We start from the raw sequence: 23,806 nt of genomic DNA, 5'->3' as shown, positions 1-23,806 counted from the left end.
TAATATCAGAGGCTGTAATAATGATTTTTTTCTTTGTAATACGGATAGGCAAAAGCATCGGGGGGGAGTGAACCGGAAAGCTATACTACGTGATAGCATCAGTTAAAAGGAGAGGCATTCTCTCCTAGTGATGTTACACCACCAGCATGGTGTAACAAAAAGTGTTTCAATGTCGGTATGTATCTTGTTACGTGTGCAACTTAATGTCGTTATTTAATCTATTCTTGTTGAATAATTTCGACACTCAATGAGTAATTGATTTAGAGAACAACTGGATAATAACAATTCCCAGTGCAATGCATGCTAGACCAATTAATGCTGGAAAATCAAGTTTTTGTTTATAAACAAAAAATGATAATGCTGAAACAAGAAATATTCCCGCTCCAGCCCATATCGCATAGGCGATACCAATATTCATACTTTTTACAACTTGGGATAATCCATAAAAAGAAATGGCATAACCAATAACGACAATAATACTGGGTACCAACTTAGTAAACCCATCAGACGCCTTCATCATGGTTGTCGCGGTTGTTTCAGCTATGATAGACACCATTAAGATTGCGTACACTTTCAGCATAAAAACCTCTTTAACTTATTTAGCAAACATTCCAAAATGACAATTTTAAACGATGTTTGAGATAAAAATACCTAATGGCTATGAAACTCTACGCCTAAGTAAGCGTTTATACCAAGGGACTGGAACTGGGTGTACAATAGCCCGCAAAGCACGTGCATAATCCATAATTAATCCAGGGGTCCATGCCATCATCAGTGCACGCCGACGAATTTGAGCCGCAATCCATAATTCTGGCATACAAAGTACATTTAATATTCCGATAAAATCACTTCTCTTTTGCATAGACAAAACACCATCTAATGCAGCTTCTAAACCATATGCAACACTGCTGGAACAGTTTTGGTATGTTAGGTTATAAATAGGATACTGGCGATATTTTTCCCAAAAACTCAATAAAGAAGCATAGTTATAAACATTGAAAACAATCTGTCTGTCAGATTCACACCATTCTGATGCTTCAGCTTGATAATTAGGCAAGAAACGCCCTGGAACGTTATTATCAGCGGTTGCTTTTAGTAGCCTGAAAAATTCTGAAGGAGAGCGATCAATATCTTCTTCAGGGTATAAGCTGATATAGAGGTGCGGATAGAGTTCTAGAGATGCATGCCCCGTAGAGATTACTCCCTCAGAATCAACAGCCGCAATATAACGATTAATAATTGGCCGTGGTACAGGGCGTTGGTTCGCGGAGCCTTCGGGGGTCCAGATATGAACAGTCAAAATAGTATCTTGTTCAGTTTCTCTATTTAAAGGGGAAGATTGTGGGCTCTCTGTTATTGGTCGCATTGCTCCTTTTTTCTTAAACGACACAGGTAAAGGACGCATCAGTTCAAATATGGATGTTCCTCGTTGGATATGACGGGCTCGAAATGCTAACTTCAGGCATCCAAATCCACTTCCTATCATCAAAAAGCCAATGAAAAAAGAAATTGTTGCTTGGTGATGGGTAAACAAAAAAAAAGCAAACAGCATTTCAATGACGCCCCATAATAGGATTAATTGCCATCCAGGAAAACGTACGATCCAAGCTGATGCAACAACAAATAATCCGGTAATAAAAAAAACAAAACCGAACATCGCTGACAATAATACATTGCTATATGTTTGATTAATTAAGATAACCAATGCACAGAACAAAAATAGACCACCTTTAAAGAAAAGTATCGTTTTTTGTGTTCCAATTCCGCTTGAAGCGACACTTAAAGTGATCAGACTTTCAAGTAACAGTAGAATACCAAACAAATGTATTGGAAAAAAAAGAATACCATCAACACCATCAATGAAAATAAATATACCAATAAAACACCAAAGGAGCCCAATCCCCCAGAGGTAATGTGCTTTTCCTCTGATAAATTCGGCACCGAAAAGTAATAATGCAATTTGTAGCATCACTTATCCTTTGTTATTACATCAATTTTAGGATACTTCACCCAAAATAAACCAATTCCCAACAATCATTACTGGCTTGTTATGACTAAAAATAACACTTCCACGATCTTCTATATTCCACCAACGACCTTCTTTATCTTTCAGACAAAAGGTTATTATTGGAAGAGTGGTCTGAGCTTGCTCTTGTTCCCAATGTCGAGCGAGTTTTTCTCGGTCGTCAGGGTGAATAGATTCCATAATTTGCCTTAAATCGGAAAGGGTTATTAAATCAGCCTTCGGATATGAACAATCTGTGCTTCCCCATTCTATAGCACCATTATCTAGATTAAGTTGATATACTAGGTGCTGCGGTTTATAAGCTCCTTGTGTGTCATCAATTCTATGAGTACTTCGAGCGACAACTCGTAAAAAAACCATTAATAATGATATTACGGTCAAATATCCCTGTATTAACCACAGTGACTCATGGCGAAATAGGCCATGAAGATAAAAAGGCCCATGCTGATTACGCGTGTAATAGATTGTAATAGTGGCAAGTATTAATAGTGCTATTGATCCTCCTCTGTTTCCCCACAGCATAGACAGGGTAACAGCAAGCAAAATAGGGATACAGAGTAGCGATAATTTAGCAGTATTACGATGATGATGAAAATAGGAATGGTATACCTGTATCGCAGTATCATTGAATATTAATATAGTGCTAATAATAAGAAGAATAAAAACAATACTTCCCCAAACTATATTAATTTTGAAAGAAGGCACCACCTTTTTGAAATGGGTATTAATTAGCCCCATAATCACTGTTGTCGCAAAGATGTTGCCAGTAATATCAGCAATAAAACCATCCCAAAAAATATCATTAAGTGATGTATTATCAAGCCAATACAAACTGATAGAAAATAGAACTGCATCTGCAAAACTGACAATTATTGTTGCCGATAGCCATAACAATATTAGTTGCAGATCATCTCCTCGCTGAGCATACCTACGGACAATCCAAGCAATAGCAATACAAGAAAGTACTGCTAGAGCGGCATATATAAGTGAAAGGGTGATTTGCTCACTATCAAAGCCATTCAGAATCAAGTTTAATACAATGAAGCCAACCAGTAACGGTAGCCATTGGCGTTTGTGCATACATAAAAAAGCGGTTGTTGCGACCCCCGCAGGAAACCAAACAACAGAAATATCTGAATTCTCTGGTGTAAGTATTTCGGAGATTTCACCTGTTACGTAATAAAGTAATAGCCATCCTATTATTACGATTAACGTGGTTTTATTTGATAGTAAAGATGTTTTCATAGTTTATTTCAGGTTATGCATCATAAAGTTATGTTTGGCCTTATCTTAACGCGTAAAGGTCTACATCATTTCTCTTTTCAAAAAATATCAAAATGATATCTTGAGGTATAGCTATTATTATATTTTTTCCTGTATTTTTAGACACTTTTTATTTTATTATGAGTTCGGCGCTGTAGGTACTTCAATGAACATTACGCACCTAGAAAAAGCCAATAGCACACCTAATCTAAATTTCTTAAAAATAAAACACGGCTTGTTGTTTTCATAGACAGCTATTCGTGAAAGATACCCACGTCATATAAAGCAGTAGCCGAGCAATAATGGCAAAAATTGAGCGTGTCCACCACAATTAAAAATAGCTAACAAGAGTTAGGTATTTTTTAGACATTACCATGAGATAACACTATAAAAATACTAAAATAAGTATCTGACAGCAAATACAACTTCTTGAGATTTAAGGTGTGCTTTTATTTGCTCGTCTTGTAAGCCTCGAGTATTAGCAAATCGGTTCATGCCACTTTCGATTTTACCTAGAGCTACATAACAATACATCGCCGCACATCAAACTGTTAGAGCATACTACCTTAAAAAATCCCGGCAACATCTGATAGCTGCTTGAGCCATTATGGCTGTTAAGTAGGATAATTTCAGTGACTTGTATGCCTGTAATTTGGTCATGTCGCCGAAGTCGTAACATATGTTTGGTGTGCTCTCGGCGGCTGACATCACGCCCCCGAGTTTGGCAAGCAAAGAACGGATAAAAGCCTTCTTTTTGCAGGCTGTCTAACAAGGTGATGGTTGGAATGTAAGTATAACGTTCACTGCAAGAATCGTGTTTTTCTTCAGAAAATACACTCGGTACAGTACGGAATAACTCTTTAAACCTGTTGTCCTATCACTGACCCACCAAATTTGGTGGGCTGGCGGGAGTTGAACCCGCATCTGGAATATCTTAACCTATTGTTATATAAATGATTATTAGATAAATATTACCCTGCGCATGATTTGCGGCTTAACCGTAGTCCTAGCAGTGGCTATTTAATGTCTATTCTCTTTAAAATCGAGGTGTTACCGTCGTACTCTTTTAAGTATGCTCCGTAGTGCCTAAATAGCATTTTAGGGCCTTTATGTCCCATCTGTGAAGCCAGCCAAAATAGGTTAACGCCGTTACTAATATGCTTAATCGCAAATGTGTGTCGCGTTTGGTACGGGTTTCTATATCGTACACCAGCTTTCTTTAATGTTGGTACCCATGCTTTTTTTCGAATTGCATCTGCACCAGCCCATGCTTTATTTGTTTTTGGATCTTCGAAAATGGTTTCATTTTTTAAAAAAGTAAATGACTTTTGATTGTTAAGTGCAGTCATGGCATCTTCGTTCAATTCCACGATCCGCGTTCCTGCTTTTGTTTTTGTACCTTTAATGACTCCAACAACACTAGCTGCTTGTACATGAGCAGTCCTGCCTATGAAATCAATATCGCCCCAGCTAAGCGCACATAATTCAGAACTACGTAGCCCGGTATTAATTGCAAACTGGAATAAATTTTTCCATTGGTCATATCTTACTGCGCTATATATGGCAGTTACTTCCTCTGGCGTTAAAGGATCCACAATGTAGTCACTATCTGATGGACTACTTTTAGATTGATATCTTGATGCTGTTACCATATTTGCAGGATTGGATGTAATTAAACCATCGGTTACAGCTTCATCTAATGCACTACGTAAAAATGACAGCTGGTTTCTAATTGTCTTTAATGATGTTTTTTGTTTTTGGATCCATGTTTTTAATATGCCGGGCGTCAAATCTACCACTGATAAATCATGCAGTGTAGAAAGGGCACTTTTACATTTTTTATAGCCACCAATTGTGGAAGGGGATAAACCTCTGGTTTCACAAATATCTAAATATTCGTCCAGATATTCATTTATATTTCTTCCTTTATGTTTATTTCCAAATATTTTTAATTTTGATGATTTAGGAAAATACTCAACATAAGAAAAAATACCTTTTTCAATTTTGTTATATATTTCTCCTAATAAGCGTTCTGCATATTTTATATTTTTAGGGTTAACTTCAAGATTAGATAGGGGCTCTCTACAGTGAACCCCTTTAAATGTAAATGAAATATTGATTGTTTCCCCTGACTTATGTTTTCGGATCATTACTCCGCGAGGGAGGATTTGTTTTGTCTGGCCCATTTATTGACTTCCTTTATATCAATCCAGCGTTCTTTTACGCCTTCAATTTTCAATACGTGAACTCCCTCATGCCAGACTAGCCTTTGTAACCGCTTATTGATTGCATCTGTTGTTTCGCCAAATAACTCGCAGTACTTTGAAATTGGCAAGCATTCAACTGAAAGGCTTGTATTCATAATTATCTCCACATCTGCCGCATACAGATTTAAAAATTCAACCATAGGCATTCAGTTCGAATACCAGTACCTCTACCTGCAGAAATTCTTGAGTCTTTAGTTACTTTCCTCCACGTTGAGAATTCACTGTTGTATAAATCAGAGTTGTAACCGCTAATTAAAACTTTGCCGTTAATTTGTTTTACTGTATTAATTAGCTCCTGGTGTTGTTCATTGGTCATTTCAAAGTTGTAGTATCGATTTCCTTTTACTCGAGTATCAGAAACGTAAGGTGGATCTAAATAAAACAGTGTGTCATTTGAATCGTGTTGCTTTATTAATTCCACAGCTGTTTTATTTTCAATAATCACACCCTGCAGGCGCTGGCAAACAGCACTTAGATTTTCAGGATATTTGGCCCATAAGTGAGAGGACAGGGCATATTTTCTTTTGCTATCCGAGCGAAAGCCCGATGTACCACCAAGACCAGAAGCAGAGCCAAACCCCATACAGGCACGAACGACCATTCTTCTGGCTTTTTCTACTGGGTCGGTAGTGGGTTCGCTGGCCAGTTTAAATTCGTCACGTGAATAGGGTGTCAATTGGCAAGCTAATTGAAGTTTTTCATTCAGCTCAGTATCACGCAATACAGTGAATAAATTAACTACCTCGCTATCTAGATCATTGTAGACCTCAGCATAACTACGCTCTTTACGCATAAGAACGCTGGCGGCACCACCAAAAGGCTCAACATAGCAACGATGATCTGGAAAGTGGCCTATCACCCAAGGGGCAAGTCGAAACTTGCCGCCGTGGTAGCGAATAACTGGGTGTTTAATGTTGCTCATCTACTTCGTCCCATTCACACCAAGCACACTCTCCATCAGCTTCAACTACACCAGTATGTTTGCAATTTTCACAGGTAACTTTATCTCCAGCGTAAAGCCAATATTCACGCCCATTTTCAGTTTGGACTTGTGCTGATGCATGCCAACACTTTGGACATTCCCCAAGCCATTGGATTTTATTTAAAGTTTTCATATCAGCCACCTACACAATAATTCTGTAAACTGAGTTAACTGTTTGTATATAACCATCAGCAAGATAAGTATCGATATTGATCACCCGGGATGTTTGTATTGTTGCGCCGTTATAGAAACGGTTTTTTTTATCGTTGAATATTTTCCCGTAAGCCCCGTGGCGGTGTATTTCTTCAACATGAAGATCCGCATCGAATTCAGGCATAATTCCAGTTAGTTGGTTATAGCGGTGAATAAACATCGTATGCGCTTGAATGGGTAGCAGAGGATTTACAGCGATAAGGTCACTTGGCGGTACCCCATCTAAAATGGGCCAAAAATTATCGCCATCAACCTCTAGATCTCGACGCTCAGTTGCTAACACTGTTAGGTCTGCATAGTGAACTACATCACTGATAGCTCTTGGTATATCCCATTTGTAGCAAATGACTTTCTGAACATTTTTTTCAATCACTTTATATTCTGGTAACAGAGCTTTTAATGGGCTAGGTAAGTCTTTGCAATAAGCTTCTGATGCATCGTGTAGTAATGCTTCCAGCGCATATTCTGGTGGTACAATTTGACTCACATAAACGGAATGCTGAGCAACAGAATAGAATTGGCTAATTTGCCCGGCAAAACGACATTCATTAGATAAACCCTGAGCAATATCATTAATATCGATATCATCCGCACTTATATTGATAAAATTAAAATGTTTGCCAGTAAAAGTTGAAATATAAGACATAATTACCCCACACAATAAATAGCGCCACCAGTTCAGCGGCGCATAAATTAATTAAGCTGAAAAATTACCAATGAATGTTTCGATCTGAGAGCCTTCAAATTTAGAAGCAAGTAGATCACGAAATTCCTGCGCCATTTGCTCTTCTAAATTTTCAAGTTGAACAATACGAAGAACTAATGCTGGCGTATCGTGTGAAGTTAAAATGCTATAGCGAAGTTTAATTGCGCGTTCTTGCAATTCTTCATATGGAGTACATTTGAACTCAAAAGCAGCTGGCATAATGTCTTTGCTTTTTGCTTCGACGTTTTCCATAATTGATTTCTTAGCCGAAAAATCGCTATCTTCATGATCGGATGAACGGCTTGATTCAATAGTAATTCGACGAACAGCACCAATAGCCTGCTTAATATCGAGAACATTACCTTCAGCGTCGAAAGCCAATAGGAAATCGCGCCAATCTTCCAACCACTCAGCAAGTTCTTTTTGTCCTTGTTTACGCCCATTAATGGATAGAACAGCGGAAAAAGGGGATGTTTTTTTCAGGCCAATTACAGCAGAGTTATCTGCGTGACCAGGAGCTGCAATAGTACCGAGATTAAAGATAGTTTTTGCACTCATATCTTCAGCATTGATAAAACAACGAACACCAGGAGTATCAGCATAACCAACGCTATATTTTACGAAGTCGCTAATGCTTGTGGTTTTTAGTGCACCACGGAAGCGATAACGGCCTACTTGATAGCTTTCTAGGCTAACAATTTCAAGCCCATCAGGTTTGGCAACAGCAGGGCAAGGCATATTTTCCACAACACCCAAACGAACACCCGAAATAGCTAGTTCTGTAATTTGGGAAATAGCATCACCATTTAATTGAGACATAAAAGCTCCTACTTATTTAATAAAGTATTTTTAAAGATTGAGTTTTAAATAAAAAAGAAATTAATTAACTTGTTTTAATTTCCCGTCAGGTTCGCCTTTAATTGAAAAAAGCTGTCCCTGATCTTCTTGCATAATCGAAAGCTTGCCGCCTTTATTTACGTACATAGGCGTTTCAGTAGTATCCTCTTCCGATCTTTTACCCTTTGGTGTTGGTGCAGTAAACTTAAGTTTATGTTGGATTAATACTCGCTTTTCTTCGATTGAATTATTCATTCGAGAGATATCCATTTCAATAATAACTTTTCCTTTCCCTGCGTGATTTATAACACCTAGTGCAACATCATTTAATACAGCTGCAACTTTATTTTCAAATATCCCTGCATCTAACTCACCTAAAAATTCAGGTATATTTGTTTTCCTATCTTCACTCATGAGTAGATCCTCATAATTAGGTTATTACTCCACAAATAAGACCGCTAATAATAATTAAAACATATTACCTAGTATGGACTGATTAAATATCAGCGGTCTTATGTGTGATGTAAAAAGGGTGGCTACTGAATAGAACATTATCATCAACCTCGTAGTGTGGAAGATTCAGGTCGCCACCAAAACAATCAATAACTACTTACTAGCACTGGCATTATTTCTTTCAGCTAAAATACGTTGATAAATTTCTTCACGATGTACTGATACATCTTCGGGGGCAGCGACACCAATCCGCACTTGGTTTCCTTTGACCCCTAAGATTTTAATTTTAATATCATCGCCGATCATGACTTCTTCACTGACTCGGCGGGTTAAAATAAGCATTCCCATACTAAGCACTCCACACAATAAGTTGATTAGTTGGCAGTAACTAAGCCAAGGCCCGCATTGCAGATTTCAGTTTGCTCGTAAATATCATCTTCGGTTTTTTCAAGCTTACTTTTCAATTCAGCGTAGTAAGAATTAAGTTCTTCAAGCTTTTTAAGTGCAGCGGCCTTCTCCAAAATCCACGCGTGAATTTCCTCAGTAGACATTGGATTGTTAAAAGTGATGATTGGATTGGTTGAATTGGCTTGCATTGAATACCCCCTAAGTTGTCTTTGATATAAATCTAATCCAGCTTAGGGGTTGTGTCAATTAAAAAACTAAATAATCTTAGATTTTTTGCTTGGGAGGGTTAGAGTTCAAACTGAACACTTCTGACGACACCTACTATTTCACAGTTTCCATTGATAGGGATACTTGGATATCTGGGGTTTAAAGGAAGTAAAAATCTGCTCGGACCATCTATTACTAATTTCTTAACGGTTACTTCATTAGAGCCTGATAATCTTGCAACAACAAACTTTCCACTAATAGGTTCTACGTTCGGGTCAACAATAATATGTGCTCCCTCCGGTATTGATGGCATCCCTAATGGGTTGGTCATCGAATCACCCTTTACTATTAACGAAAACGCCATAGGCGATACCTTCATGCTAGTTTCAATATATTCTAGGTCGTCATTAAATATTTCTTCTGGTGGGTAATCAGTAAACATCCCAGCTTGAACGTAAGAAAGCACAGGTATTCTTTGGATTGTAGTAACTATAGCATCAGCATCTCTGGTTGGTATGCCATATAGTATGTAAGCTTCTGATGTATTAAAATATTTTGCCAGCTTAATTAATGCTTCTCCATTGGGTAAGTTAAGATCTCTTTCCCAGTAACCAACAGCTACGTCAGAGACACCACAAAACTTCCCTAAATCTTTCTGGGATGTTTTGGATATTTTTCTCATTTTTTTAATTCTTTCTCCTACCGTTTCCATTAGCTCTCCATTAGTCATTAAAAACCTAAGTTATCTTATTTTTTATTGACCAACATAAAATTCGGCTTTATTATCTAAGTATTCTTAGTGTAAGGGGGTCGTATGACAACAAATCAAGTTGAAAAATATTTCGGAAGCGGGACTAAATGTGGGGAGGTGATCAATCTTGCACTATTTGAAAAGGGATTGAGACAGGCTGGACGCCTTGAGATTACTGAGTTGGCGAGGATTTATTGATTTTGCACTAAAGAATACAGATTGATTTATTTTATGTTTTTTTGCATTCTATTCTGCATGGTAATGATCATATTTTATGAGAGTTTAAACATCGTTTAAATAACATTAAAAGTATTCACCAGGCAAGATAACGCATCACCCAACCTGGTTTTTTATCGGATTAGTTACGATGTCTTCCTGACTCCCATCAGAAGCCCCCTCTCTAATTTGCTTGGCTAAGCGGATGGCTCTATCAAATTCACTTGGCGATAAATTGGCAAACTCAAAAATCAATTCAAGTGTGGATTCAACCCCTTTTCTGGCAAGTACTACAGCTAAGCGCGCTCTCTCTTCGTTAGTTAAAAATGATAACATTTCATGCAGTTGGTCATTTTCTGGTGTTTTTGGTATTTCATCTGTTAATTTATCACTCTTTCCTAATAACCATTCTATTGTCACTCCTTCATTGTTAGCTATCCTCTGCAACACGCTATCACGAGGTGTTGGTGGGTTCTCAACATTCTTAAAATAACTATTAAGAGTATTCACATTTATCCCCCAAGCTCTAGCAGCGGCGCTTCTGGATGGATGACCTTTGATTAACTGAGCGATACGTTCAATAGTTGGTTCTTTTCCTTTTTCGTGAAAAGTACCTTCTGGTTCTTTTTTCATTATTGGTTCTTTCCTTTTTAATGCATTGATAAATAAAGAAATTATAAATAACACTAATAAATCACCAAAAATACCTTGATTTGGTATTTTTGGTGATCAATAATCTATCCATACAGATACTCGTGTGAATGTTCGCACGGATAACTTTATAGGGTAATTCAATGATGAAAAAAAATGAAGTGAAACAATCTGATTGGCACCCTGCGGATATCAAAGCTGAAATTTCAAAGCGTGGGTTTACTTTTCGTGATTTGTCTATCGCGGCAGGTTATGCGCCAGATTCATTAAAAGGCGTTTTAAGAGCACCAAGTGTTCCTTATGAAAAAATCATTTCAGATGTTATCGGGGTTCCGGCTGAGGAAATCTGGCCTAGCCGTTACGAGTTACGTAAGCGCGGTCAGATGAATAAGGTGTCTTGATATGTACGTTGTCGTAAAGGAATTAATGGGCATACCTGGAATACCTTCGACAGCGAAAGGTATTCGTCAGAACTTAGATAAAGTTGCTAACGGTACTAGCTTAAAGCGTAAGCGTGAAGGCACTAACGCATTTGAATATCACATTGATTGTTTGCCAGAGGCTGCGCAGGAAGTTATCAAACAACGTCATTTTAATGCAGTTCTTGAGCAGAAAAAAACGGATAACGCACTCGAAAAAACGGTATCAAATACCAGTGTTAAACCCGTTGATGAGTTGGCTTTAATGCGCCAGTGCCCTGCATTGTTAGAGCGTGAGGTTTCATCGTTAACCGCAGATCAAAAAAGCATTGCTGACGCGAGAGCGACATTAGCCTTAGAAGTGCTTTCTTTGATTTATGCAGGCGATACACGCATTGGGGCGGTGACACGTATCTCTGAACAGTCCCGAAAAGGTGTTTTGCCTCAGACGTTACAGCAAGCTGCGGATAATGCGAACGCGCGTAAAGGGACAACCCGCCGAGGTGTCAGTGTCCGCTCTTTACAGGAATGGGTCACGTTGTATCAGAGTACCAATAATGGTGATGAGCGATTGGCGTTACTGGCACCCGGTCACCATAAAGAGACACGTCCTGAGCAGGTCTCATGGCTACCGATGTTCTTATCACATCATCGTAATGTGAATGGTCCATCGTTGATGGCAGCGTACCGCACATTCACCGAAGAGTGGCAGGAGCATTATGCAGACCAGCCTACTATGTTGGATGTTATGCCCTCTTATTATGCTGTTCGCCGCGTCATGGATAAATTACCAAAACGCGAACGAGCACGAGGACGCGTGACAGGTTCGGCAGCTCGCGCATTAGAAACTTATCAAAAGCGTGACTGGTCACAGATGCCAGTAAATGGTTGTTGGATATCAGATGGTAAGTCCATGAATATGAAAGTGGCTCATCCTATTCACGGACGCCCATTTACACCTGAATTAACGTTGGTTTTAGATGGTCGGACACGCTTTCTTGTGGGGTGGAGTTTGGACTTATCAGAGAACGTGATCGCCGTTGCATCGGCTTATCGCCACGGTATGAAATACCACGGCAAGCCATTATTTACCTATTCAGATAATGGTGGTGGTGAGAAAAATAAAACGTTAGATGCTGATATCACGGGTATTTTTCCACGCTTAGGTATTAAGCATATGACGGGTATCCCGGGTAATCCACAAGCACGTGGGATTATTGAGCGTCTCAATGCGGTCATCCCCCGTCGAGTTGCTCAGCAGTTTCAAACTTACAATGGATTAGGTGCAGATAGAGAACATGTGCGTATTACCAGCCGTCGTATTGAGTCTGCTGTAAAAGCTATCGAGAGCAATAAAGAACTTAATCCAGTGCAAAAAGGTGCATTAGCTAAGCTTCCAAGTTGGCAGCAGTTACTTGATGCAATTGAGGTCGAAGTACAGCGTTACAACTATGAGCATGAGCACAGCGAGTTACCTAAACGCAACGGTCGCCATTTAACCCCTGCGGCTTACCGCGAAGAAGTGTTAGCTGCTGAAGGCGATGAAATTGAATATCTCACTGAAATTGAATTACGTGAGATGTTTATGCCTGAAGTTATTAGAAAGGCACAGCGCGGTTGGATTGAATTTAATAACAACGAGTATTTTGCCGAAGACTTGATCCTCGTTGATGGCGACGAAGTTCGTGTGGCTTATGACATTCATGATGCGAAAGAAGTCATTATTCGCAAACTGGATGGAACCTATGTCTGCACTGCAATATGGAACGGTAACAAAGTGGCCGCAGTACCAACTACACAAATGGATAAAGCCATTGAAGACCGTCGTAAACGCCGTATGACTCGTGTAGAAGACAAGATACGTGAGATTGAGGCTGAGGCTCGCCCACTAATTGACACTAAGCCTACGCCTGATTTTGGTGGCTTTATTCCTACGGATGAACCTATCACGACACCAAGAAAACCGATTACGTTTTTACAATCTGAATATGAATACTTATCTGCGAAAGCAGGTAACCAATAACGGAGGTTTACGATGTCTATCGTTAATGAACTTACCACGATGATGAATAACAAAGGCTGGTCACAAGCTCAAGCGGCTCGCGGTATAGGAGTCAGTACGGCAGTAATTAATCAGTTTTTGCAAAATAAGTATAACGGCGATGTTAATGCGGTAGAAGAAAAAGTCCGTCAGTTCATATCTCGTGAACAAGAGCGTGATAAATCACGTCGTATTAAGCCTGTCTATGTTGATACGTTAATGGCACGTAAAGGGCGTGATGTTATCCGTATGGCGCACATGGATAGTGATATTAACGTTATCTATGGTGATGCAGGTATGGGTAAAACCATGATTATTCGTCAGTACGCCAAAGAAAATTTAAATGCAGTGCTTATCGAAGCTGACCCAGGTTATACCGCTCGTGTTGTTTTGGAGGAGTTGTGCAACAAATTGGGTTTAAGTAAGCGTGGCAACATGCACGAATTGAGCGAATCCATTATACAAAATCTGCGTGATTCTGGTCGTATTATCTTAGTCGATGAAGCTGAAAACTTACCCTACCGCGCCTTAGAAACCTTGCGCCGTATCCATGATAAATCAGGGGTTGGTATTGTGCTCGCAGGTATGCCTCGCTTGATTCTTAACTTAAAAGGTAAACGCGGAGAGTACAAGCAATTGTACAGCCGTGTGGGTTTTGCTTTACGTATGGGGGAATCACTCCCCGAGGATGATATTACCAACATGATCACCGCGATGTTGCCCGAAGCGTCCGAACCAGAAGTATTAAATGCCCTTTATAAAGCGTGTAAAGGTAATGCTCGCCGTTTGTTTAAGTTCTTACGCGGGATATCTAATGGTAGCCAAATTAGTGGTCAACCTATTGATGTTCAAATGGTTCATGAATTCTCAGAAATGCTGATTAATTAGGTGGCTACATGACTAAATCTATTACTCAAAGGTTAGACAGTGCAATAAGCAGCATTAGCCACTTTAGAGGGCAAGCAAGTTGCACTGCTGAAGAGCGAACCAGTTTTCACGTTTCACATTTAGATGAGTTAATTGATTTATTTACCGAAGCTAAAGCCGAAATTGAAAAGCTTCAATCAGTTAAAAAGCAATGAGGTACTACATGAATATCACTATTACGGCTGAAAACCAATCCATTGTCTCTGACTTGCTACGTGCAGGCTCAGTGGCGCAGAACTTAGAGCAGCAAGGCGTCACCATATTGAGTGTGATCACCCGTCAAGGTAAGCCTTGCATTCACGTAGCCCGAAACAGCTATTGTGATGCACTCATTCAGGAAGGTAAGGCGTCTTACCAATATTTTAATAGTCATAAGGGTAAACAAGGCGTGTTCGATACCGAAGGTTGCCGTGTTTACTGGTCTGAATCAATACATTAGGAGGGATTATGGCTGTACAAATTACAATCAACATTACAGAGAATAACAATGGCACAATGAATTATGAAATTATCGGCAGCCATACAGGGCGTGGCGCAACAGACAATGAAATCGACATTGCAAAAAGAATGTCTCTTGGTATCAAAAAAGCAATCGAAGCAATGAAACTAACAAATAAGGGGAAAAGCAATGCACACTAATCCAAAACAATTTACACAACATGAAGTAATCGAGAACTACTGGCGCGATGCGAAAGGCATTTTAACCCCTATTGATTTAATTAAGCCCATCGATATGCAGCGTGACGCATTGGTTGGTGAATTAGTCACTCAAGCTCAACAAATCAGTGAGTTATTACGTCAATTTAAAATTGCTGCTTTCGGTGATATTGAAGCATTCATCGCACTGTCGGCAGAACAATTCGGCGTTAATGTAGGGGGTAAAAAAGGCAATGTCACACTGTATTCATTCGATGGCCGTTACAAAATCCAACGCGCAATACAAGACCGTATTGCCTTTGATGAACGTTTACAAGCGGCTAAAGCATTGATTGATGAATGCTTAAAGGATTGGGTGCAAGGTGCAAAACCTGAAATCCATTCCATTATTGACCAGGCCTTTGCCGTTGATAAAGAAGGCAATATTAATACAGGTGCTGTGCTTTCATTACGCCGCTTAGATATTAAAGATACGCGCTGGATTGGCGCGATGGAGGCGATTGGGGAAGCGATTCAAGTCGTTGGTAGCCGTCAGTATGTCCGTATTTATGAGCGCGTTGGTGATAGTGATCAGTATGCCCCTATTTCACTTGATATTGCGGGAGTGTGATATGTCATTTATTCATTATGCAACAAGCGCAGCGATTGCAGAACGTAAAGAATTATTTGCTGAAGCACATAAAAATTGGGTTGATGCTGTCCGCCTAGCACGTAAAGAAGTAAATCGCAGATGGGCGGAATGTCGTGCTGATTACTGTCTCAAATCGTCTGGAGGTCATCGTGTCCAAGCTAACAGCCAAACAATTTAATGAAAAATACCTTGTTGGTCACACCTTCATTTATCAACGTAGTCGCTTTTTACGAGGAGGCCCTACAGTGAGAACATTAGGTAGAGCTAAAGATGAAGGCGAAAGAACCATTGTAGAAATCGATATTGAACCTTATTACATCGATATTGATACATTAAACTGCTAAATAATGTAACTCACTAAAAAACTTAACCTTTTAATTAATGGCGTAAACCCGCAGAGGCTGGCTTACGCCTAAATTCAGATAATGAGGTATTTATGCTTAATAATAACGCATCAACTCATAATATGATTCAACCGAAATTCATTATTACAGCAACACCTGTTTGTTATGTTCGTCCATTCACACCATTAACACCACAAATTGATGTTTCAAGAGAGCGCTCCAGTGAGTTTTGTGAGCCACTTTTTATTGCGTTAAGCGCTGATGATATTCAATTATCTAATGACTATATTCGTGAATTACAAGCTCAAGGCGTTGATAAGTTAGCAGAATCGTTACAATCCATTCTCGACTCTCTACCTGATCGTGATTACATGGGAAAGGTAAAGTCGGCATTAAGAGATGAAATTTTCAATTGCCGTGATTTTGCTAAGGAGCTTCGTAATCACATTGCCAAATCAAATCTGTGCGATAGCTGTAATGATTGGCCTCGTGGTGGTTGTTCTTCTACGTGTTCAGCATATGGTAAGGAGTCTCACCATGAGTAATAAAGAGCGTTATTTACAGAAAATCAAAAAGCTACTGAATAAGGCACGAAATAATAGCAGCTCTGAAGAGGCAGCAACCGCACTGCGCATGGCACAAAAAATGATGCAAGAGCACGGATTGAGTGAATCCGATGTGTCATTGAGTGAAGTGACCAAGTGTGAAACCCATAAAGTGCCATCAAGTGCGCAGAAGCCGCCTCGATACATGTCGTATTTACTGCATGTGGTTTGTTATGCGTTCGGTGTACGCCATTACTATAGCTGGCGTGGTTCTCGTCGTGTGGTTGTGTTCTATGGTATTGATGAACGCCCTCAAATTGCAAGTTATGCCTTCGAAGTGCTCTCTCGTCAGATTACCAAAGGCCGTAATGAGTACCGTAATAGTCTACATAAAAACACCAAGCCCAGTAAGAAAACTGACCTTGCTGATACTTGGTGTGAAGCCTGGGTAAATGGTGTTTGGCAAGCGGTATGTGAATTTGCCATCCCTGAAGACGAAGATAAGAAAATGGACGCGTTCCATGAGCGTCTAAAAGAAAAATACAACGCTAGCAGTGTAACTGTGCGTGAAACTCAGAAACACAAACAATCAGACCAAGCCGCATATGACGGCTATCAAGCGGGTAAAAAAGTACGTTTATCTCACGGTGTTGATGGTCACAGTTACCGCTATCAAGGTGAATTACCAAAGGTACTCGGTCATGACTAATTTAAGAGCACCTTCACAAGCAGCGGCGCGTAAGCGTCGCCAGCGTGCTAATCAGCGCAAAGATGGTTTGCACCGCATGGAGTTCACTTTTACTGACTTAGAAAAAGAGGCTCTTGATTATCTTTGCGTAAATCGTAACCCAGGCCGTGAACCTTATGACCGTAACGAATTGGTTTCATTGCTCTTACTGTGCAACCTTGAGCATCTCAAGCGTCAGCAAGCCAAGTTAGGCATTTGTCCGCATTGTAAAGAGCAAATGCCTAACCATTGCAAAGGATTATTTATCGGTCAATCTAATTGCTGGTTAACCCGTGATGCGCGTCAGCTCAACTTAACCAACGTGACTGGTCACGCAAACTTAGAGGAGACAAATTAATGACATTCCCTAATGCAAAGATATTAATTGGTATCATCAAGGCGGCTCAACAGTACCTTAAATTAGATGATGAAACCTATCGCAGTATCCTTGTTCGTATGACAGGTAAAAATTCCGCTAAAAAGCTAACGTTAGATGAATTGAGCCAAGTTCGTGATTATCTCCATGACCAAGGTTATCCGCGCAAAAGTAAGCGTAAATACGGGCGTCGCCCTAATGTCCCCGCAACAAGGGAAGTTATTTTGAGTAAAATTGAGGCGTTACTTTCTGAAGCAAAACGCCCCTGGTCATATGCAGAAGCAATGGCTAAACATATGTTTAAGCGTGAAAAAATAGAGTGGTTAACGTTTGATGAGTTGTCTAACTTAATGAAAGCCTTAATTATTGATGCTAAACGGAGGGCGAAAAATGGATCTCAAAACCGTTGAGCATTTACTCCCTGAAACATTACGGCATATTGCGGGGTTAATTGGGTATCCAGACACACTAAAATTAATCGAAGTCTTTGGCGGGACAACGTTTGTTTTCACGAAGACAACGGATACAGAACGCTTTAAGCAACTATTACATGTTATTGGTGAGCATAATTCAGTCACGCTTCAATCTCATTTTTGTGGTACTGAAATTTATATTCCTAATGCTTCAGCCGCCATGCGTGAATGGCGTAACCAACGATTTATCAGTGAATATAACGCCCTTTTAAAGGGCGGTTTATCTGGGGTTAAAGCCGTTATAAAACTGTGTCCTAAGTTTGGTTTTAGCGATCGCCATGCGTGGGACTTATTATCACGCTATAAACAATCTGCTATCCTAACCGCAAGACAACCGAATTTATTTTAGGAGTTAATCTTTATGAGTAACGGAAGCAATATCGACACATCTAAACTTGGCTATAACTCTAGTCAAAGAAAAAGAGCTATATTGATTGTGATTGTTATTCTTACGTTCTTTGGGGTTGGTTTTTATTATAATTCAACAGTTGGTTCATTACCTAAATGTAATTCCACTAAAGTAATGAATGCGTTAGAAGATATGTTAATACCTGGAACAACTGTTAAAAATCCTGAGCAATATGATTTAGATACTGACAGTGTAACTCGATTTTGTCGAGTTACACTAAATGACCAAATTTATAGTTATAAAGTAAATTGGTATAGTGAAAACAAAGATAAAATCATTGTTAGTTTTCAATAACCACTGAACCCCTTCAACACGTCAAGCCCCAATAAAAATGAAATACTGAACACCTTCCTTTTGGAGGGTGTTTTCATTTTAGGGGGTAACATGCAAACCACGATTGATGAAGCCGAACTTGCACGGCTCGAAACGCTCTTACCAGATTCAGCTAAACAGCTTATTGATGTTATTGGTTATAACGCCACATCACGACTCATTAGCCGCTTTGGTGGTGTTACATTAGCAGGTGTCAGTGGTGAGGCCGCAGAGCGCACGGGGGGCGTTCATCGCCTATTGCGCGAAGTGTTAAGCGAAGACGAATGTATGCAGCTCTTGCATTACATTGGTAAAACAGCATTTTATATCCCACGGTGTGAAGAAGCTTTTCGCCAAATCCGCAATCAACGCTTTATTAAAGAGTTGCTAACGTTGGGCGAACAAGGCCGTTCACGTCGTCAAGCCATGGCGCTATTGTGTCCTAAGTATGGCTTTAGTGATCGCATTGGGTGGAAGCTATTGCGTGACCTTGATGCAGAAGAAGCCGCACAAAACCGTTTATTTGATTGATATTCGAGTGTGATTTATGACACACTAAAAACCCCCTTTCGGGTTTGGTAGCTAACTGCTGAACCCCTTCAAACACTCTCTATTTCCCCATCTCCTTATACTCAAACTCTCTTATTTTTGATTGGGTTTTTCGTCCATTTCCCTCGGTTTTTTGGAGGCTGTTATGTGAGCGTGAGGAGGTTGCCATGAACCCGATCTCTTTCCTTGAAAAGGACAGATGCATGGATGAAAAGATAACCCAGTTCATCACTCAAATATCGTATTGGTTCGCTGGATTGGGTTTATTTTTTAGTGGCTTGTCATTGTATGAGTGGGGATTTCTCATTGGTGTGTTTGCCAGTGTGCTGCTTGGGACATTGACCTACCTATTGAATCGCCGAGAGCAAAAACGCCGAACGCGTATTTTAGAGAACTATTTCTCGAATAAACCCGTTTCTCATGAGGATGCCGAAAAGCTGATTGAAGCATCCATCAAATCCCCCAAGGATTTATAACATGGATATGAAGCAGCGTTATCTGACTGCCGCCGTTGTGGCATTGATTGTGGGTGGAGCCAGTGAAAGCCAGATATTTGACCAGTTTATCAAAGAAAAAGAAGGTAACTTCACCACCGCTTATCAAGATGCAGGCGGAATTTGGACAGTGTGCCAAGGCGTTACTCGTATCGATGGCCGTCCCGTAAAACCTCGTGAAAAGCTGACTGAGGCACAATGCGCACGCTTAAATGCTATTGAGCGAGATAAAGCCATTGCCTGGGTGAAAAAACATGTTCCTGTGTCACTCACACCGCCTCAAATCGCAGGTATTGCTTCATTTTGCCCTTATAACATCGGTGCGGGTAAATGCTTTTCATCCACCTTCTACCGCAAGTTACAGGCGGGTGACATCGAGAGAGCCTGTAAAGAGATCCCACGTTGGGTATTTGATGGTGGGAAAGACTGTCGTAAAACTCAAGGTCAGCCTGGTGGTTGCTACGGCCAAGTTATACGCCGTAACCAAGAAGCTGAACTGTTGTGTTGGGAGTTAATGCAGGTGAATACCGCAGGGGCAACACCATGAACTCAATCACAGAAAACACATTAACCCGCTCATTGAAAATTGCCCTTATTGTGGGGGCGTGGCTGTTATTTGCAGCGGGTGCATTTGCGGGTGTCATGCTGGCGCGTTATCACTACAACACCATTATTCAGACTAACCAAGCGACGCATGCCAGCCAGTTAAAGGCTATCTCGGATGAGGCATCCGCCGCAACACGTCAAGCTATGTTACGCATGGAAGACGCCCAGCGCGAAAAAGCCCGATTAGATACGTATTACACACAGGAGCTAGCTCGTGAAAAAGCCCAATCTCAAGCCTTGCGTGATGATTTGTCTACTGGCCGTCGTCGGTTGCAGTTCGCCCGCGCCGACCTTGCAACCTGTCAGCTCACCGCAAGCCACCATTCCAGCGCCCGCACCGTGGGCGATGGAGCCGAAATCCAATTCTCTGTTGAAGCTGGACTCCTTGTTGAAGATATCCGAGCCGATATCAAACGAGATCAGGACAAACTCGACTACTTACAAGGCTATGTAAAAGACGTCGTTAAAGAGTGCCGCAGAGAGGTCACACCATGAAGATGACACCGTTATTACGGCGCTGTATGCCCGTGTTAGTTGTTGCCGCTCTTCTGGTGTACTTGGTTATTTTCCTGAGTACAGGGTTTTGGTTACGTGTTGTCAGTACCTGTGACCGCGCGCAAGCCCTCAGTAATCGACCCACTTATTTAGACGGCCTTGTTTGCCGTTATCACGATACCCATGAGGCTATCAAGCCTCCATCCTCAAGGAGTTTGCGATGAAAAAACGCCCACAACAGGGACGTAAAAAAGACGTTTTACTGTCCATTAACAGCCAATTAAGTCGGATTGAACATCGAATTGAACGTCAAATGGAAAACATGGATGAACAAATTGATCTCATCCGAGAAGAAGCGACCAATGGGGCTATTCGTCGTGGTTATGTGGCAGGCGCTATTTCAGGTGGTGTCACCGCCTGTGTGGTCAGCACGGCGCTGATTTTAATCCGCGCGAAAATGGGCTTGTAATTATGGCGTATCCGCAAGAGACACGCGATAAGTTACGGCGCGCTTACATCTTTAGCCAGCTTTCTCTGGAAGTCGCAGCGAGTCAAATTGGCGTGGCCTTTGTGACCGCACGACGCTGGAAGAAGGAAGCCCAAGATAAAAATGACGATTGGGACAAAATGCGTGCCGCGCACATGTTAGCAGGTGGTGGTGTCGAAGATGCAGGCCGTGCGGTATTGATGAGCCTTGTTGTGCAATGTCAAGCCGTGACAGAGCAAATCAATACAAACCCTGATATTCCTGCCGAGAAGCGTGTTGAGCTGTTGGCAAGCCTTGCAGATGCCTTTAATAAAGCCACGTCCGCCAGTAAAAAAATACTGCCTGAAACGGATAAATTGGCAACGGCCATCGATGTGATCCAACGGTTCGGGCAGTTTATCAGTGATAAGTACCCACAACACAATGTGGTGTTTGTGGAAATTTTAGAAGCTTTTGCCGAAGAATTGGAGCGTGCATATGGATGAAATTAAAGAACAAATAAAAAACTATCAATATCAAATACGTGGTTTTGTTGCGACGGAAGCAACCGAAGAGGAAAAGCACTTGTTAGCGGAAGCAGAAAAAGAAACACAAGTGTTCATTACTCAGTTACAGGAGCGCTACCCTAATTATTTAGGTTTAATGGGCGGTGCTATTGCGGTTCTTGATACGATGATGAGTTGGGAACAGGCGTAATGGCAAAAAAGGTTTCCTTAAAAGCGTTTAAAGCCTCATTACAGGACTACATCACTGAACTGCGCCAAACCATTGAGGCAGAGTGTTTGGGCTTTGATGCTGACCCCGAGGCGGCTGAGGCAAGGCGGTCGCAAGTGGCGGATGCTGAGAACGGCTACAGTTTCTTTGTGGAAACCTATTTCCCGCATTATGTGCGTCACCACTCCCGCAGTCAGTTGCATGATTATCTTTTTAGTCGTTTACCTGCGATTGTGGCCAGTTCAGATGCCGAAAGTGACGCCATCGCCGCACCGCGTGGTGAGGCTAAATCGACGCTGGTGAGTCAACTCTTCACGCTGTGGTGCATTATTCGTGAGTTGAAAAAATACCCTGTCATCATTATGGACAGTATCGACCAAGCGTACCCCATGCTCGAAGCCATTAAAGCCGAACTGGAATATAACCCACGACTGAAAAATGATTACCCTGATATTTGCGGTCAAGGGCGTACCTGGCAGATGGGGACTATCGTCACACGCAATAATATCAAAGTGACGGTTGCGGGTAGCGGTAAAAAATTGCGGGGGTTGCGACATGGCCCATATCGCCCTGACTTAGTGGTACTCGATGACATCGAAAACGATGAGATGGTGCGTAACCCTGAGCAGCGCGAAAAACTGCATAACTGGTTAAAAAAGACAGTGATGCCACTCGGTGAAGCTGGGGGTAAAACCGACATCGTTTACATCGGAACTATCTTGCACTATGACTCGGTACTTTCTCGTACCCTCAATAATGCCATGTGGCGGACGGCACGGTTTAAAGCCATTCTCCAGATGCCTGCCAATATGAAGTTGTGGGATGAATGGGAAACCTTGATCCACAATAAACAAATTGAGGAAGCTGAGCGCTTCTACCATGAGAATGAACCTTTAATGTTAGAAGGTTCGATAGTCTCTTGGGCGGCACGTCCACTGTTAACCCTCATGAAAATTCGTGCGCGTGATGGTCATGATACGTTTGACTCCGAATACCAAAATGACCCCGTGAGCGGTGAAGATGCGATTTTTGCCAGTTGCATTACCTTTTGGTCTAACCATCTCTCCGATTGGATTTTTTACGGGGCATGTGACCCAAGCCTCGGTAAGCAGAATAAAACCCGTGACCCGTCAGCCTTGCTCGTGGGCGGATTCAATCGCATGACAGGTATCCTTGATGTGGTTGAGGCAGATATCAAACGGCGTTTACCTGACCGTATTATCTCTGATGTGATTGACTATCAGCGCGAATACGGCTGTTTAACGTGGGCGTTTGAGTCCATCGCTTTCCAAGAGTTTTTACGTACCGAATTAGTGAAGCGTTCTGCGATGTTGGGGATACCCGTTCCTGCTATCCCTGTCATTCCAAACAGTGATAAAGCCCTGCGCATTGAGTCATTACAACCTCATATGGTCAATGGGCTTATTCGTTTACACGCAACACAACACACGCTGATTGACCAACTGAGACACTTTCCCAAGGCTGACCATGATGATGGTCCTGATGCCTTACACATGCTTTGGTCTTTGGCGGTTTCTCGTGCAGGTAACACCGATATTCAAACTCGCCCCCGCCGACCTGAAGGCCGACGCTTTGGGTCGGGTGCTTGGTAGGAATTTA

General features: G+C 41.2%; 38 protein-coding genes and 2 pseudogenes. 25 read left to right on the top strand and 15 right to left on the bottom strand.

What is annotated here, in order from left to right; genetic code table 11:
* Positions 1-244: 244 nt before the first annotated feature.
* The 14 genes and pseudogenes from PSF28_RS20060 to PSF28_RS19995 all read right to left on the bottom strand — a co-directional run bounded on the left by PSF28_RS20060 (position 245) and on the right by PSF28_RS19995 (position 10,074).
* A complete protein-coding gene (locus PSF28_RS20060) occupies positions 245-577 on the bottom strand; it encodes a DMT family transporter (RefSeq protein ID WP_371021498.1) in 333 nt (110 codons plus the stop codon).
* An 81-nt stretch (positions 578-658) separates the two neighbouring features.
* Positions 659-1,969 carry an HdeD family acid-resistance protein gene (locus tag PSF28_RS20055; RefSeq protein WP_210835991.1) on the bottom strand — a complete coding sequence of 437 codons (1,311 nt, stop codon included), beginning with the start codon at positions 1,967-1,969 and terminating at the stop codon, positions 659-661.
* Between the two features lie 27 nt (positions 1,970-1,996).
* On the bottom strand, positions 1,997-3,271 hold the full coding sequence (locus PSF28_RS20050) for an MASE1 domain-containing protein (RefSeq protein ID WP_210835984.1): 1,275 nt from the start codon (positions 3,269-3,271) through the stop codon (positions 1,997-1,999).
* Positions 3,272-3,821: 550 nt separating this feature from the next.
* Positions 3,822-4,151, bottom strand: a pseudogene (locus PSF28_RS20045) (DUF932 domain-containing protein); the annotation flags it as partial.
* A 154-nt stretch (positions 4,152-4,305) separates the two neighbouring features.
* The gene (locus PSF28_RS20040; protein ID WP_272685554.1) at positions 4,306-5,475 is read right to left on the bottom strand and encodes a site-specific integrase; all 1,170 of its coding nucleotides are present in this window, start codon (positions 5,473-5,475) and stop codon (positions 4,306-4,308) included.
* Positions 5,439-5,651: an excisionase gene (locus tag PSF28_RS20035; RefSeq protein WP_125892353.1), complete on the bottom strand. Its 213-nt coding sequence runs from the start codon at positions 5,649-5,651 to the stop codon at positions 5,439-5,441. The genes PSF28_RS20040 and PSF28_RS20035 overlap by 37 nt, the downstream gene beginning before the upstream one ends.
* Positions 5,652-5,680: 29 nt before the next feature.
* Positions 5,681-6,478 carry a DNA adenine methylase gene (locus PSF28_RS20030; RefSeq protein WP_272685553.1) on the bottom strand — a complete coding sequence of 266 codons (798 nt, stop codon included), beginning with the start codon at positions 6,476-6,478 and terminating at the stop codon, positions 5,681-5,683.
* A complete protein-coding gene (locus tag PSF28_RS20025; RefSeq protein ID WP_272685552.1) occupies positions 6,465-6,671 on the bottom strand; it encodes a hypothetical protein in 207 nt (68 codons plus the stop codon). The genes PSF28_RS20030 and PSF28_RS20025 overlap by 14 nt, the downstream gene beginning before the upstream one ends.
* A gap of 210 nt (positions 6,672-6,881) precedes the next feature.
* Positions 6,882-7,397 (bottom strand): annotated as a pseudogene (locus PSF28_RS20020) (hypothetical protein); the annotation flags it as partial.
* 51 nt (positions 7,398-7,448) lie between these two features.
* The gene (locus tag PSF28_RS20015) at positions 7,449-8,276 is read right to left on the bottom strand and encodes a YfdQ family protein (protein ID WP_272685551.1); all 828 of its coding nucleotides are present in this window, start codon (positions 8,274-8,276) and stop codon (positions 7,449-7,451) included.
* Positions 8,277-8,336: 60 nt separating this feature from the next.
* Complete coding sequence (locus tag PSF28_RS20010) at positions 8,337-8,708, bottom strand: hypothetical protein (RefSeq protein WP_102137758.1); 372 nt, start codon at positions 8,706-8,708, stop codon at positions 8,337-8,339.
* A gap of 192 nt (positions 8,709-8,900) precedes the next feature.
* Positions 8,901-9,089 carry a carbon storage regulator CsrA gene (gene csrA, locus PSF28_RS20005; protein ID WP_264967548.1) on the bottom strand — a complete coding sequence of 63 codons (189 nt, stop codon included), beginning with the start codon at positions 9,087-9,089 and terminating at the stop codon, positions 8,901-8,903.
* Positions 9,090-9,121: 32 nt separating this feature from the next.
* Entirely contained in the window at positions 9,122-9,343 is a 222-nt protein-coding gene (locus PSF28_RS20000; protein ID WP_264967536.1) for a hypothetical protein, read from the bottom strand.
* Between the two features lie 98 nt (positions 9,344-9,441).
* A complete protein-coding gene (locus tag PSF28_RS19995) occupies positions 9,442-10,074 on the bottom strand; it encodes a LexA family protein (protein ID WP_264967535.1) in 633 nt (210 codons plus the stop codon).
* A gap of 102 nt (positions 10,075-10,176) precedes the next feature.
* Here PSF28_RS19995 and PSF28_RS19990 point away from each other — a divergent pair, with 102 nt between their 5' ends.
* Complete coding sequence (locus PSF28_RS19990; protein WP_272685550.1) at positions 10,177-10,311, top strand: hypothetical protein; 135 nt, start codon at positions 10,177-10,179, stop codon at positions 10,309-10,311.
* Positions 10,312-10,446: 135 nt separating this feature from the next.
* Here the strand turns inward: PSF28_RS19990 and PSF28_RS19985 are convergent, their stop codons facing one another.
* Positions 10,447-10,962, bottom strand: coding sequence for a hypothetical protein (locus tag PSF28_RS19985; protein ID WP_272578912.1), 516 nt, complete (start codon positions 10,960-10,962; stop codon positions 10,447-10,449).
* Positions 10,963-11,123: 161 nt separating this feature from the next.
* On the opposite strand from PSF28_RS19985, the gene PSF28_RS19980 reads away from it, so the two are divergent.
* From PSF28_RS19980 to terL, 24 genes are all read left to right on the top strand, one after another.
* Complete coding sequence (locus PSF28_RS19980) at positions 11,124-11,381, top strand: helix-turn-helix domain-containing protein (protein WP_326832929.1); 258 nt, start codon at positions 11,124-11,126, stop codon at positions 11,379-11,381.
* A 1-nt stretch (position 11,382) separates the two neighbouring features.
* Positions 11,383-13,422, top strand: a complete 2,040-nt coding sequence (locus PSF28_RS19975; RefSeq protein ID WP_272685549.1) for a Mu transposase C-terminal domain-containing protein — start codon at positions 11,383-11,385, stop codon at positions 13,420-13,422.
* Between the two features lie 12 nt (positions 13,423-13,434).
* Positions 13,435-14,328 (top strand): AAA family ATPase, encoded by an 894-nt coding sequence (locus tag PSF28_RS19970; RefSeq protein WP_210789050.1) that lies wholly within the window; start codon positions 13,435-13,437, stop codon positions 14,326-14,328.
* Positions 14,329-14,336: 8 nt separating this feature from the next.
* A complete protein-coding gene (locus PSF28_RS19965; RefSeq protein ID WP_210789052.1) occupies positions 14,337-14,522 on the top strand; it encodes a hypothetical protein in 186 nt (61 codons plus the stop codon).
* A gap of 8 nt (positions 14,523-14,530) precedes the next feature.
* Positions 14,531-14,806 carry a hypothetical protein gene (locus PSF28_RS19960; protein ID WP_272685548.1) on the top strand — a complete coding sequence of 92 codons (276 nt, stop codon included), beginning with the start codon at positions 14,531-14,533 and terminating at the stop codon, positions 14,804-14,806.
* Positions 14,807-14,814: 8 nt separating this feature from the next.
* Entirely contained in the window at positions 14,815-15,006 is a 192-nt protein-coding gene (locus PSF28_RS19955; protein ID WP_102140852.1) for a hypothetical protein, read from the top strand.
* Positions 14,996-15,634 carry a DUF3164 family protein gene (locus tag PSF28_RS19950; protein WP_210789058.1) on the top strand — a complete coding sequence of 213 codons (639 nt, stop codon included), beginning with the start codon at positions 14,996-14,998 and terminating at the stop codon, positions 15,632-15,634. The genes PSF28_RS19955 and PSF28_RS19950 overlap by 11 nt, the downstream gene beginning before the upstream one ends.
* A 1-nt stretch (position 15,635) precedes the next feature.
* On the top strand, positions 15,636-15,833 hold the full coding sequence (locus PSF28_RS19945) for an ANR family transcriptional regulator (protein ID WP_196718485.1): 198 nt from the start codon (positions 15,636-15,638) through the stop codon (positions 15,831-15,833).
* Positions 15,805-15,999 carry a hypothetical protein gene (locus PSF28_RS19940; protein WP_102140813.1) on the top strand — a complete coding sequence of 65 codons (195 nt, stop codon included), beginning with the start codon at positions 15,805-15,807 and terminating at the stop codon, positions 15,997-15,999. The genes PSF28_RS19945 and PSF28_RS19940 overlap by 29 nt, the downstream gene beginning before the upstream one ends.
* Positions 16,000-16,091: 92 nt before the next feature.
* A complete protein-coding gene (locus PSF28_RS19935; RefSeq protein WP_272537050.1) occupies positions 16,092-16,544 on the top strand; it encodes a hypothetical protein in 453 nt (150 codons plus the stop codon).
* Positions 16,537-17,253 (top strand): DUF2786 domain-containing protein, encoded by a 717-nt coding sequence (locus PSF28_RS19930; protein ID WP_272685547.1) that lies wholly within the window; start codon positions 16,537-16,539, stop codon positions 17,251-17,253. Before PSF28_RS19935 ends, PSF28_RS19930 begins: the two co-directional genes overlap by 8 nt.
* Entirely contained in the window at positions 17,246-17,629 is a 384-nt protein-coding gene (locus tag PSF28_RS19925; RefSeq protein WP_272685546.1) for a hypothetical protein, read from the top strand. The genes PSF28_RS19930 and PSF28_RS19925 overlap by 8 nt, the downstream gene beginning before the upstream one ends.
* The gene (locus PSF28_RS19920; protein WP_272685545.1) at positions 17,629-18,057 is read left to right on the top strand and encodes a gp16 family protein; all 429 of its coding nucleotides are present in this window, start codon (positions 17,629-17,631) and stop codon (positions 18,055-18,057) included. Before PSF28_RS19925 ends, PSF28_RS19920 begins: the two co-directional genes overlap by 1 nt.
* The gene (locus PSF28_RS19915) at positions 18,038-18,469 is read left to right on the top strand and encodes a Mor transcription activator family protein (RefSeq protein ID WP_272685544.1); all 432 of its coding nucleotides are present in this window, start codon (positions 18,038-18,040) and stop codon (positions 18,467-18,469) included. The genes PSF28_RS19920 and PSF28_RS19915 overlap by 20 nt, the downstream gene beginning before the upstream one ends.
* A 12-nt stretch (positions 18,470-18,481) precedes the next feature.
* Entirely contained in the window at positions 18,482-18,823 is a 342-nt protein-coding gene (locus tag PSF28_RS19910) for a hypothetical protein (protein WP_272685543.1), read from the top strand.
* A gap of 90 nt (positions 18,824-18,913) precedes the next feature.
* Positions 18,914-19,372 carry a mor transcription activator family protein gene (locus PSF28_RS19905; protein WP_272685542.1) on the top strand — a complete coding sequence of 153 codons (459 nt, stop codon included), beginning with the start codon at positions 18,914-18,916 and terminating at the stop codon, positions 19,370-19,372.
* Between the two features lie 185 nt (positions 19,373-19,557).
* Positions 19,558-19,866: a class II holin family protein gene (locus PSF28_RS19900; RefSeq protein WP_231136935.1), complete on the top strand. Its 309-nt coding sequence runs from the start codon at positions 19,558-19,560 to the stop codon at positions 19,864-19,866.
* 1 nt (position 19,867) lies between these two features.
* Entirely contained in the window at positions 19,868-20,431 is a 564-nt protein-coding gene (locus PSF28_RS19895) for a lysozyme (RefSeq protein ID WP_272685541.1), read from the top strand.
* Entirely contained in the window at positions 20,428-20,985 is a 558-nt protein-coding gene (locus PSF28_RS19890; RefSeq protein ID WP_272685540.1) for a lysis system i-spanin subunit Rz, read from the top strand. The genes PSF28_RS19895 and PSF28_RS19890 overlap by 4 nt, the downstream gene beginning before the upstream one ends.
* Entirely contained in the window at positions 20,982-21,209 is a 228-nt protein-coding gene (locus tag PSF28_RS19885) for a hypothetical protein (protein WP_215954220.1), read from the top strand. Before PSF28_RS19890 ends, PSF28_RS19885 begins: the two co-directional genes overlap by 4 nt.
* A complete protein-coding gene (locus tag PSF28_RS19880; protein WP_140186140.1) occupies positions 21,206-21,454 on the top strand; it encodes a hypothetical protein in 249 nt (82 codons plus the stop codon). Before PSF28_RS19885 ends, PSF28_RS19880 begins: the two co-directional genes overlap by 4 nt.
* 2 nt (positions 21,455-21,456) lie before the next feature.
* Positions 21,457-21,957 (top strand): DUF1804 family protein, encoded by a 501-nt coding sequence (locus PSF28_RS19875; RefSeq protein ID WP_112307074.1) that lies wholly within the window; start codon positions 21,457-21,459, stop codon positions 21,955-21,957.
* Positions 21,950-22,168 (top strand): hypothetical protein, encoded by a 219-nt coding sequence (locus tag PSF28_RS19870; RefSeq protein ID WP_140182233.1) that lies wholly within the window; start codon positions 21,950-21,952, stop codon positions 22,166-22,168. Before PSF28_RS19875 ends, PSF28_RS19870 begins: the two co-directional genes overlap by 8 nt.
* Entirely contained in the window at positions 22,168-23,799 is a 1,632-nt protein-coding gene (terL, locus tag PSF28_RS19865) for a phage terminase large subunit (RefSeq protein ID WP_112307072.1), read from the top strand. Before PSF28_RS19870 ends, terL begins: the two co-directional genes overlap by 1 nt.
* Positions 23,800-23,806: the final 7 nt, after the last annotated feature.

It is taken from the genome of Providencia sp. PROV130 (assembly GCF_028482225.1).
Taxonomy (GTDB): domain Bacteria; phylum Pseudomonadota; class Gammaproteobacteria; order Enterobacterales; family Enterobacteriaceae; genus Providencia; species Providencia rettgeri.
Note: the sequence above shows the minus strand (reverse complement) of the source record. Positions and strands in the feature narration are given on the sequence as shown.

Bases quoted from the DNA above. Each gene is read 5' to 3' on its own strand.
- PSF28_RS20055 (WP_210835991.1), bottom strand. From the start codon at position 1,969: ATGCTACAAATTGCATTATTACTTTTCGGTGCCGAATTTATCAGAGGA.
- PSF28_RS20050 (WP_210835984.1), bottom strand. From the start codon at position 3,271: ATGAAAACATCTTTACTATCAAATAAAACCACGTTAATCGTAATAATA.
- PSF28_RS20040 (WP_272685554.1), bottom strand. From the start codon at position 5,475: ATGGGCCAGACAAAACAAATCCTCCCTCGCGGAGTAATGATCCGAAAA.
- PSF28_RS20035 (WP_125892353.1), bottom strand. From the start codon at position 5,651: ATGAATACAAGCCTTTCAGTTGAATGCTTGCCAATTTCAAAGTACTGC.
- PSF28_RS20030 (WP_272685553.1), bottom strand. From the start codon at position 6,478: ATGAGCAACATTAAACACCCAGTTATTCGCTACCACGGCGGCAAGTTT.
- PSF28_RS20025 (WP_272685552.1), bottom strand. From the start codon at position 6,671: ATGAAAACTTTAAATAAAATCCAATGGCTTGGGGAATGTCCAAAGTGT.
- PSF28_RS20015 (WP_272685551.1), bottom strand. From the start codon at position 8,276: ATGTCTCAATTAAATGGTGATGCTATTTCCCAAATTACAGAACTAGCT.
- PSF28_RS20010 (WP_102137758.1), bottom strand. From the start codon at position 8,708: ATGAGTGAAGATAGGAAAACAAATATACCTGAATTTTTAGGTGAGTTA.
- csrA (WP_264967548.1), bottom strand. From the start codon at position 9,089: ATGCTTATTTTAACCCGCCGAGTCAGTGAAGAAGTCATGATCGGCGAT.
- PSF28_RS20000 (WP_264967536.1), bottom strand. From the start codon at position 9,343: ATGCAAGCCAATTCAACCAATCCAATCATCACTTTTAACAATCCAATG.
- PSF28_RS19995 (WP_264967535.1), bottom strand. From the start codon at position 10,074: ATGGAAACGGTAGGAGAAAGAATTAAAAAAATGAGAAAAATATCCAAA.
- PSF28_RS19990 (WP_272685550.1), top strand. From the start codon at position 10,177: ATGACAACAAATCAAGTTGAAAAATATTTCGGAAGCGGGACTAAATGT.
- PSF28_RS19985 (WP_272578912.1), bottom strand. From the start codon at position 10,962: ATGAAAAAAGAACCAGAAGGTACTTTTCACGAAAAAGGAAAAGAACCA.
- PSF28_RS19980 (WP_326832929.1), top strand. From the start codon at position 11,124: ATGATGAAAAAAAATGAAGTGAAACAATCTGATTGGCACCCTGCGGAT.
- PSF28_RS19975 (WP_272685549.1), top strand. From the start codon at position 11,383: ATGTACGTTGTCGTAAAGGAATTAATGGGCATACCTGGAATACCTTCG.
- PSF28_RS19970 (WP_210789050.1), top strand. From the start codon at position 13,435: ATGTCTATCGTTAATGAACTTACCACGATGATGAATAACAAAGGCTGG.
- PSF28_RS19965 (WP_210789052.1), top strand. From the start codon at position 14,337: ATGACTAAATCTATTACTCAAAGGTTAGACAGTGCAATAAGCAGCATT.
- PSF28_RS19960 (WP_272685548.1), top strand. From the start codon at position 14,531: ATGAATATCACTATTACGGCTGAAAACCAATCCATTGTCTCTGACTTG.
- PSF28_RS19955 (WP_102140852.1), top strand. From the start codon at position 14,815: ATGGCTGTACAAATTACAATCAACATTACAGAGAATAACAATGGCACA.
- PSF28_RS19950 (WP_210789058.1), top strand. From the start codon at position 14,996: ATGCACACTAATCCAAAACAATTTACACAACATGAAGTAATCGAGAAC.
- PSF28_RS19945 (WP_196718485.1), top strand. From the start codon at position 15,636: ATGTCATTTATTCATTATGCAACAAGCGCAGCGATTGCAGAACGTAAA.
- PSF28_RS19935 (WP_272537050.1), top strand. From the start codon at position 16,092: ATGCTTAATAATAACGCATCAACTCATAATATGATTCAACCGAAATTC.
- PSF28_RS19930 (WP_272685547.1), top strand. From the start codon at position 16,537: ATGAGTAATAAAGAGCGTTATTTACAGAAAATCAAAAAGCTACTGAAT.
- PSF28_RS19925 (WP_272685546.1), top strand. From the start codon at position 17,246: ATGACTAATTTAAGAGCACCTTCACAAGCAGCGGCGCGTAAGCGTCGC.
- PSF28_RS19920 (WP_272685545.1), top strand. From the start codon at position 17,629: ATGACATTCCCTAATGCAAAGATATTAATTGGTATCATCAAGGCGGCT.
- PSF28_RS19915 (WP_272685544.1), top strand. From the start codon at position 18,038: ATGGATCTCAAAACCGTTGAGCATTTACTCCCTGAAACATTACGGCAT.
- PSF28_RS19910 (WP_272685543.1), top strand. From the start codon at position 18,482: ATGAGTAACGGAAGCAATATCGACACATCTAAACTTGGCTATAACTCT.
- PSF28_RS19905 (WP_272685542.1), top strand. From the start codon at position 18,914: ATGCAAACCACGATTGATGAAGCCGAACTTGCACGGCTCGAAACGCTC.
- PSF28_RS19900 (WP_231136935.1), top strand. From the start codon at position 19,558: ATGAACCCGATCTCTTTCCTTGAAAAGGACAGATGCATGGATGAAAAG.
- PSF28_RS19895 (WP_272685541.1), top strand. From the start codon at position 19,868: ATGGATATGAAGCAGCGTTATCTGACTGCCGCCGTTGTGGCATTGATT.
- PSF28_RS19890 (WP_272685540.1), top strand. From the start codon at position 20,428: ATGAACTCAATCACAGAAAACACATTAACCCGCTCATTGAAAATTGCC.
- PSF28_RS19885 (WP_215954220.1), top strand. From the start codon at position 20,982: ATGAAGATGACACCGTTATTACGGCGCTGTATGCCCGTGTTAGTTGTT.
- PSF28_RS19880 (WP_140186140.1), top strand. From the start codon at position 21,206: ATGAAAAAACGCCCACAACAGGGACGTAAAAAAGACGTTTTACTGTCC.
- PSF28_RS19875 (WP_112307074.1), top strand. From the start codon at position 21,457: ATGGCGTATCCGCAAGAGACACGCGATAAGTTACGGCGCGCTTACATC.
- PSF28_RS19870 (WP_140182233.1), top strand. From the start codon at position 21,950: ATGGATGAAATTAAAGAACAAATAAAAAACTATCAATATCAAATACGT.
- terL (WP_112307072.1), top strand. From the start codon at position 22,168: ATGGCAAAAAAGGTTTCCTTAAAAGCGTTTAAAGCCTCATTACAGGAC.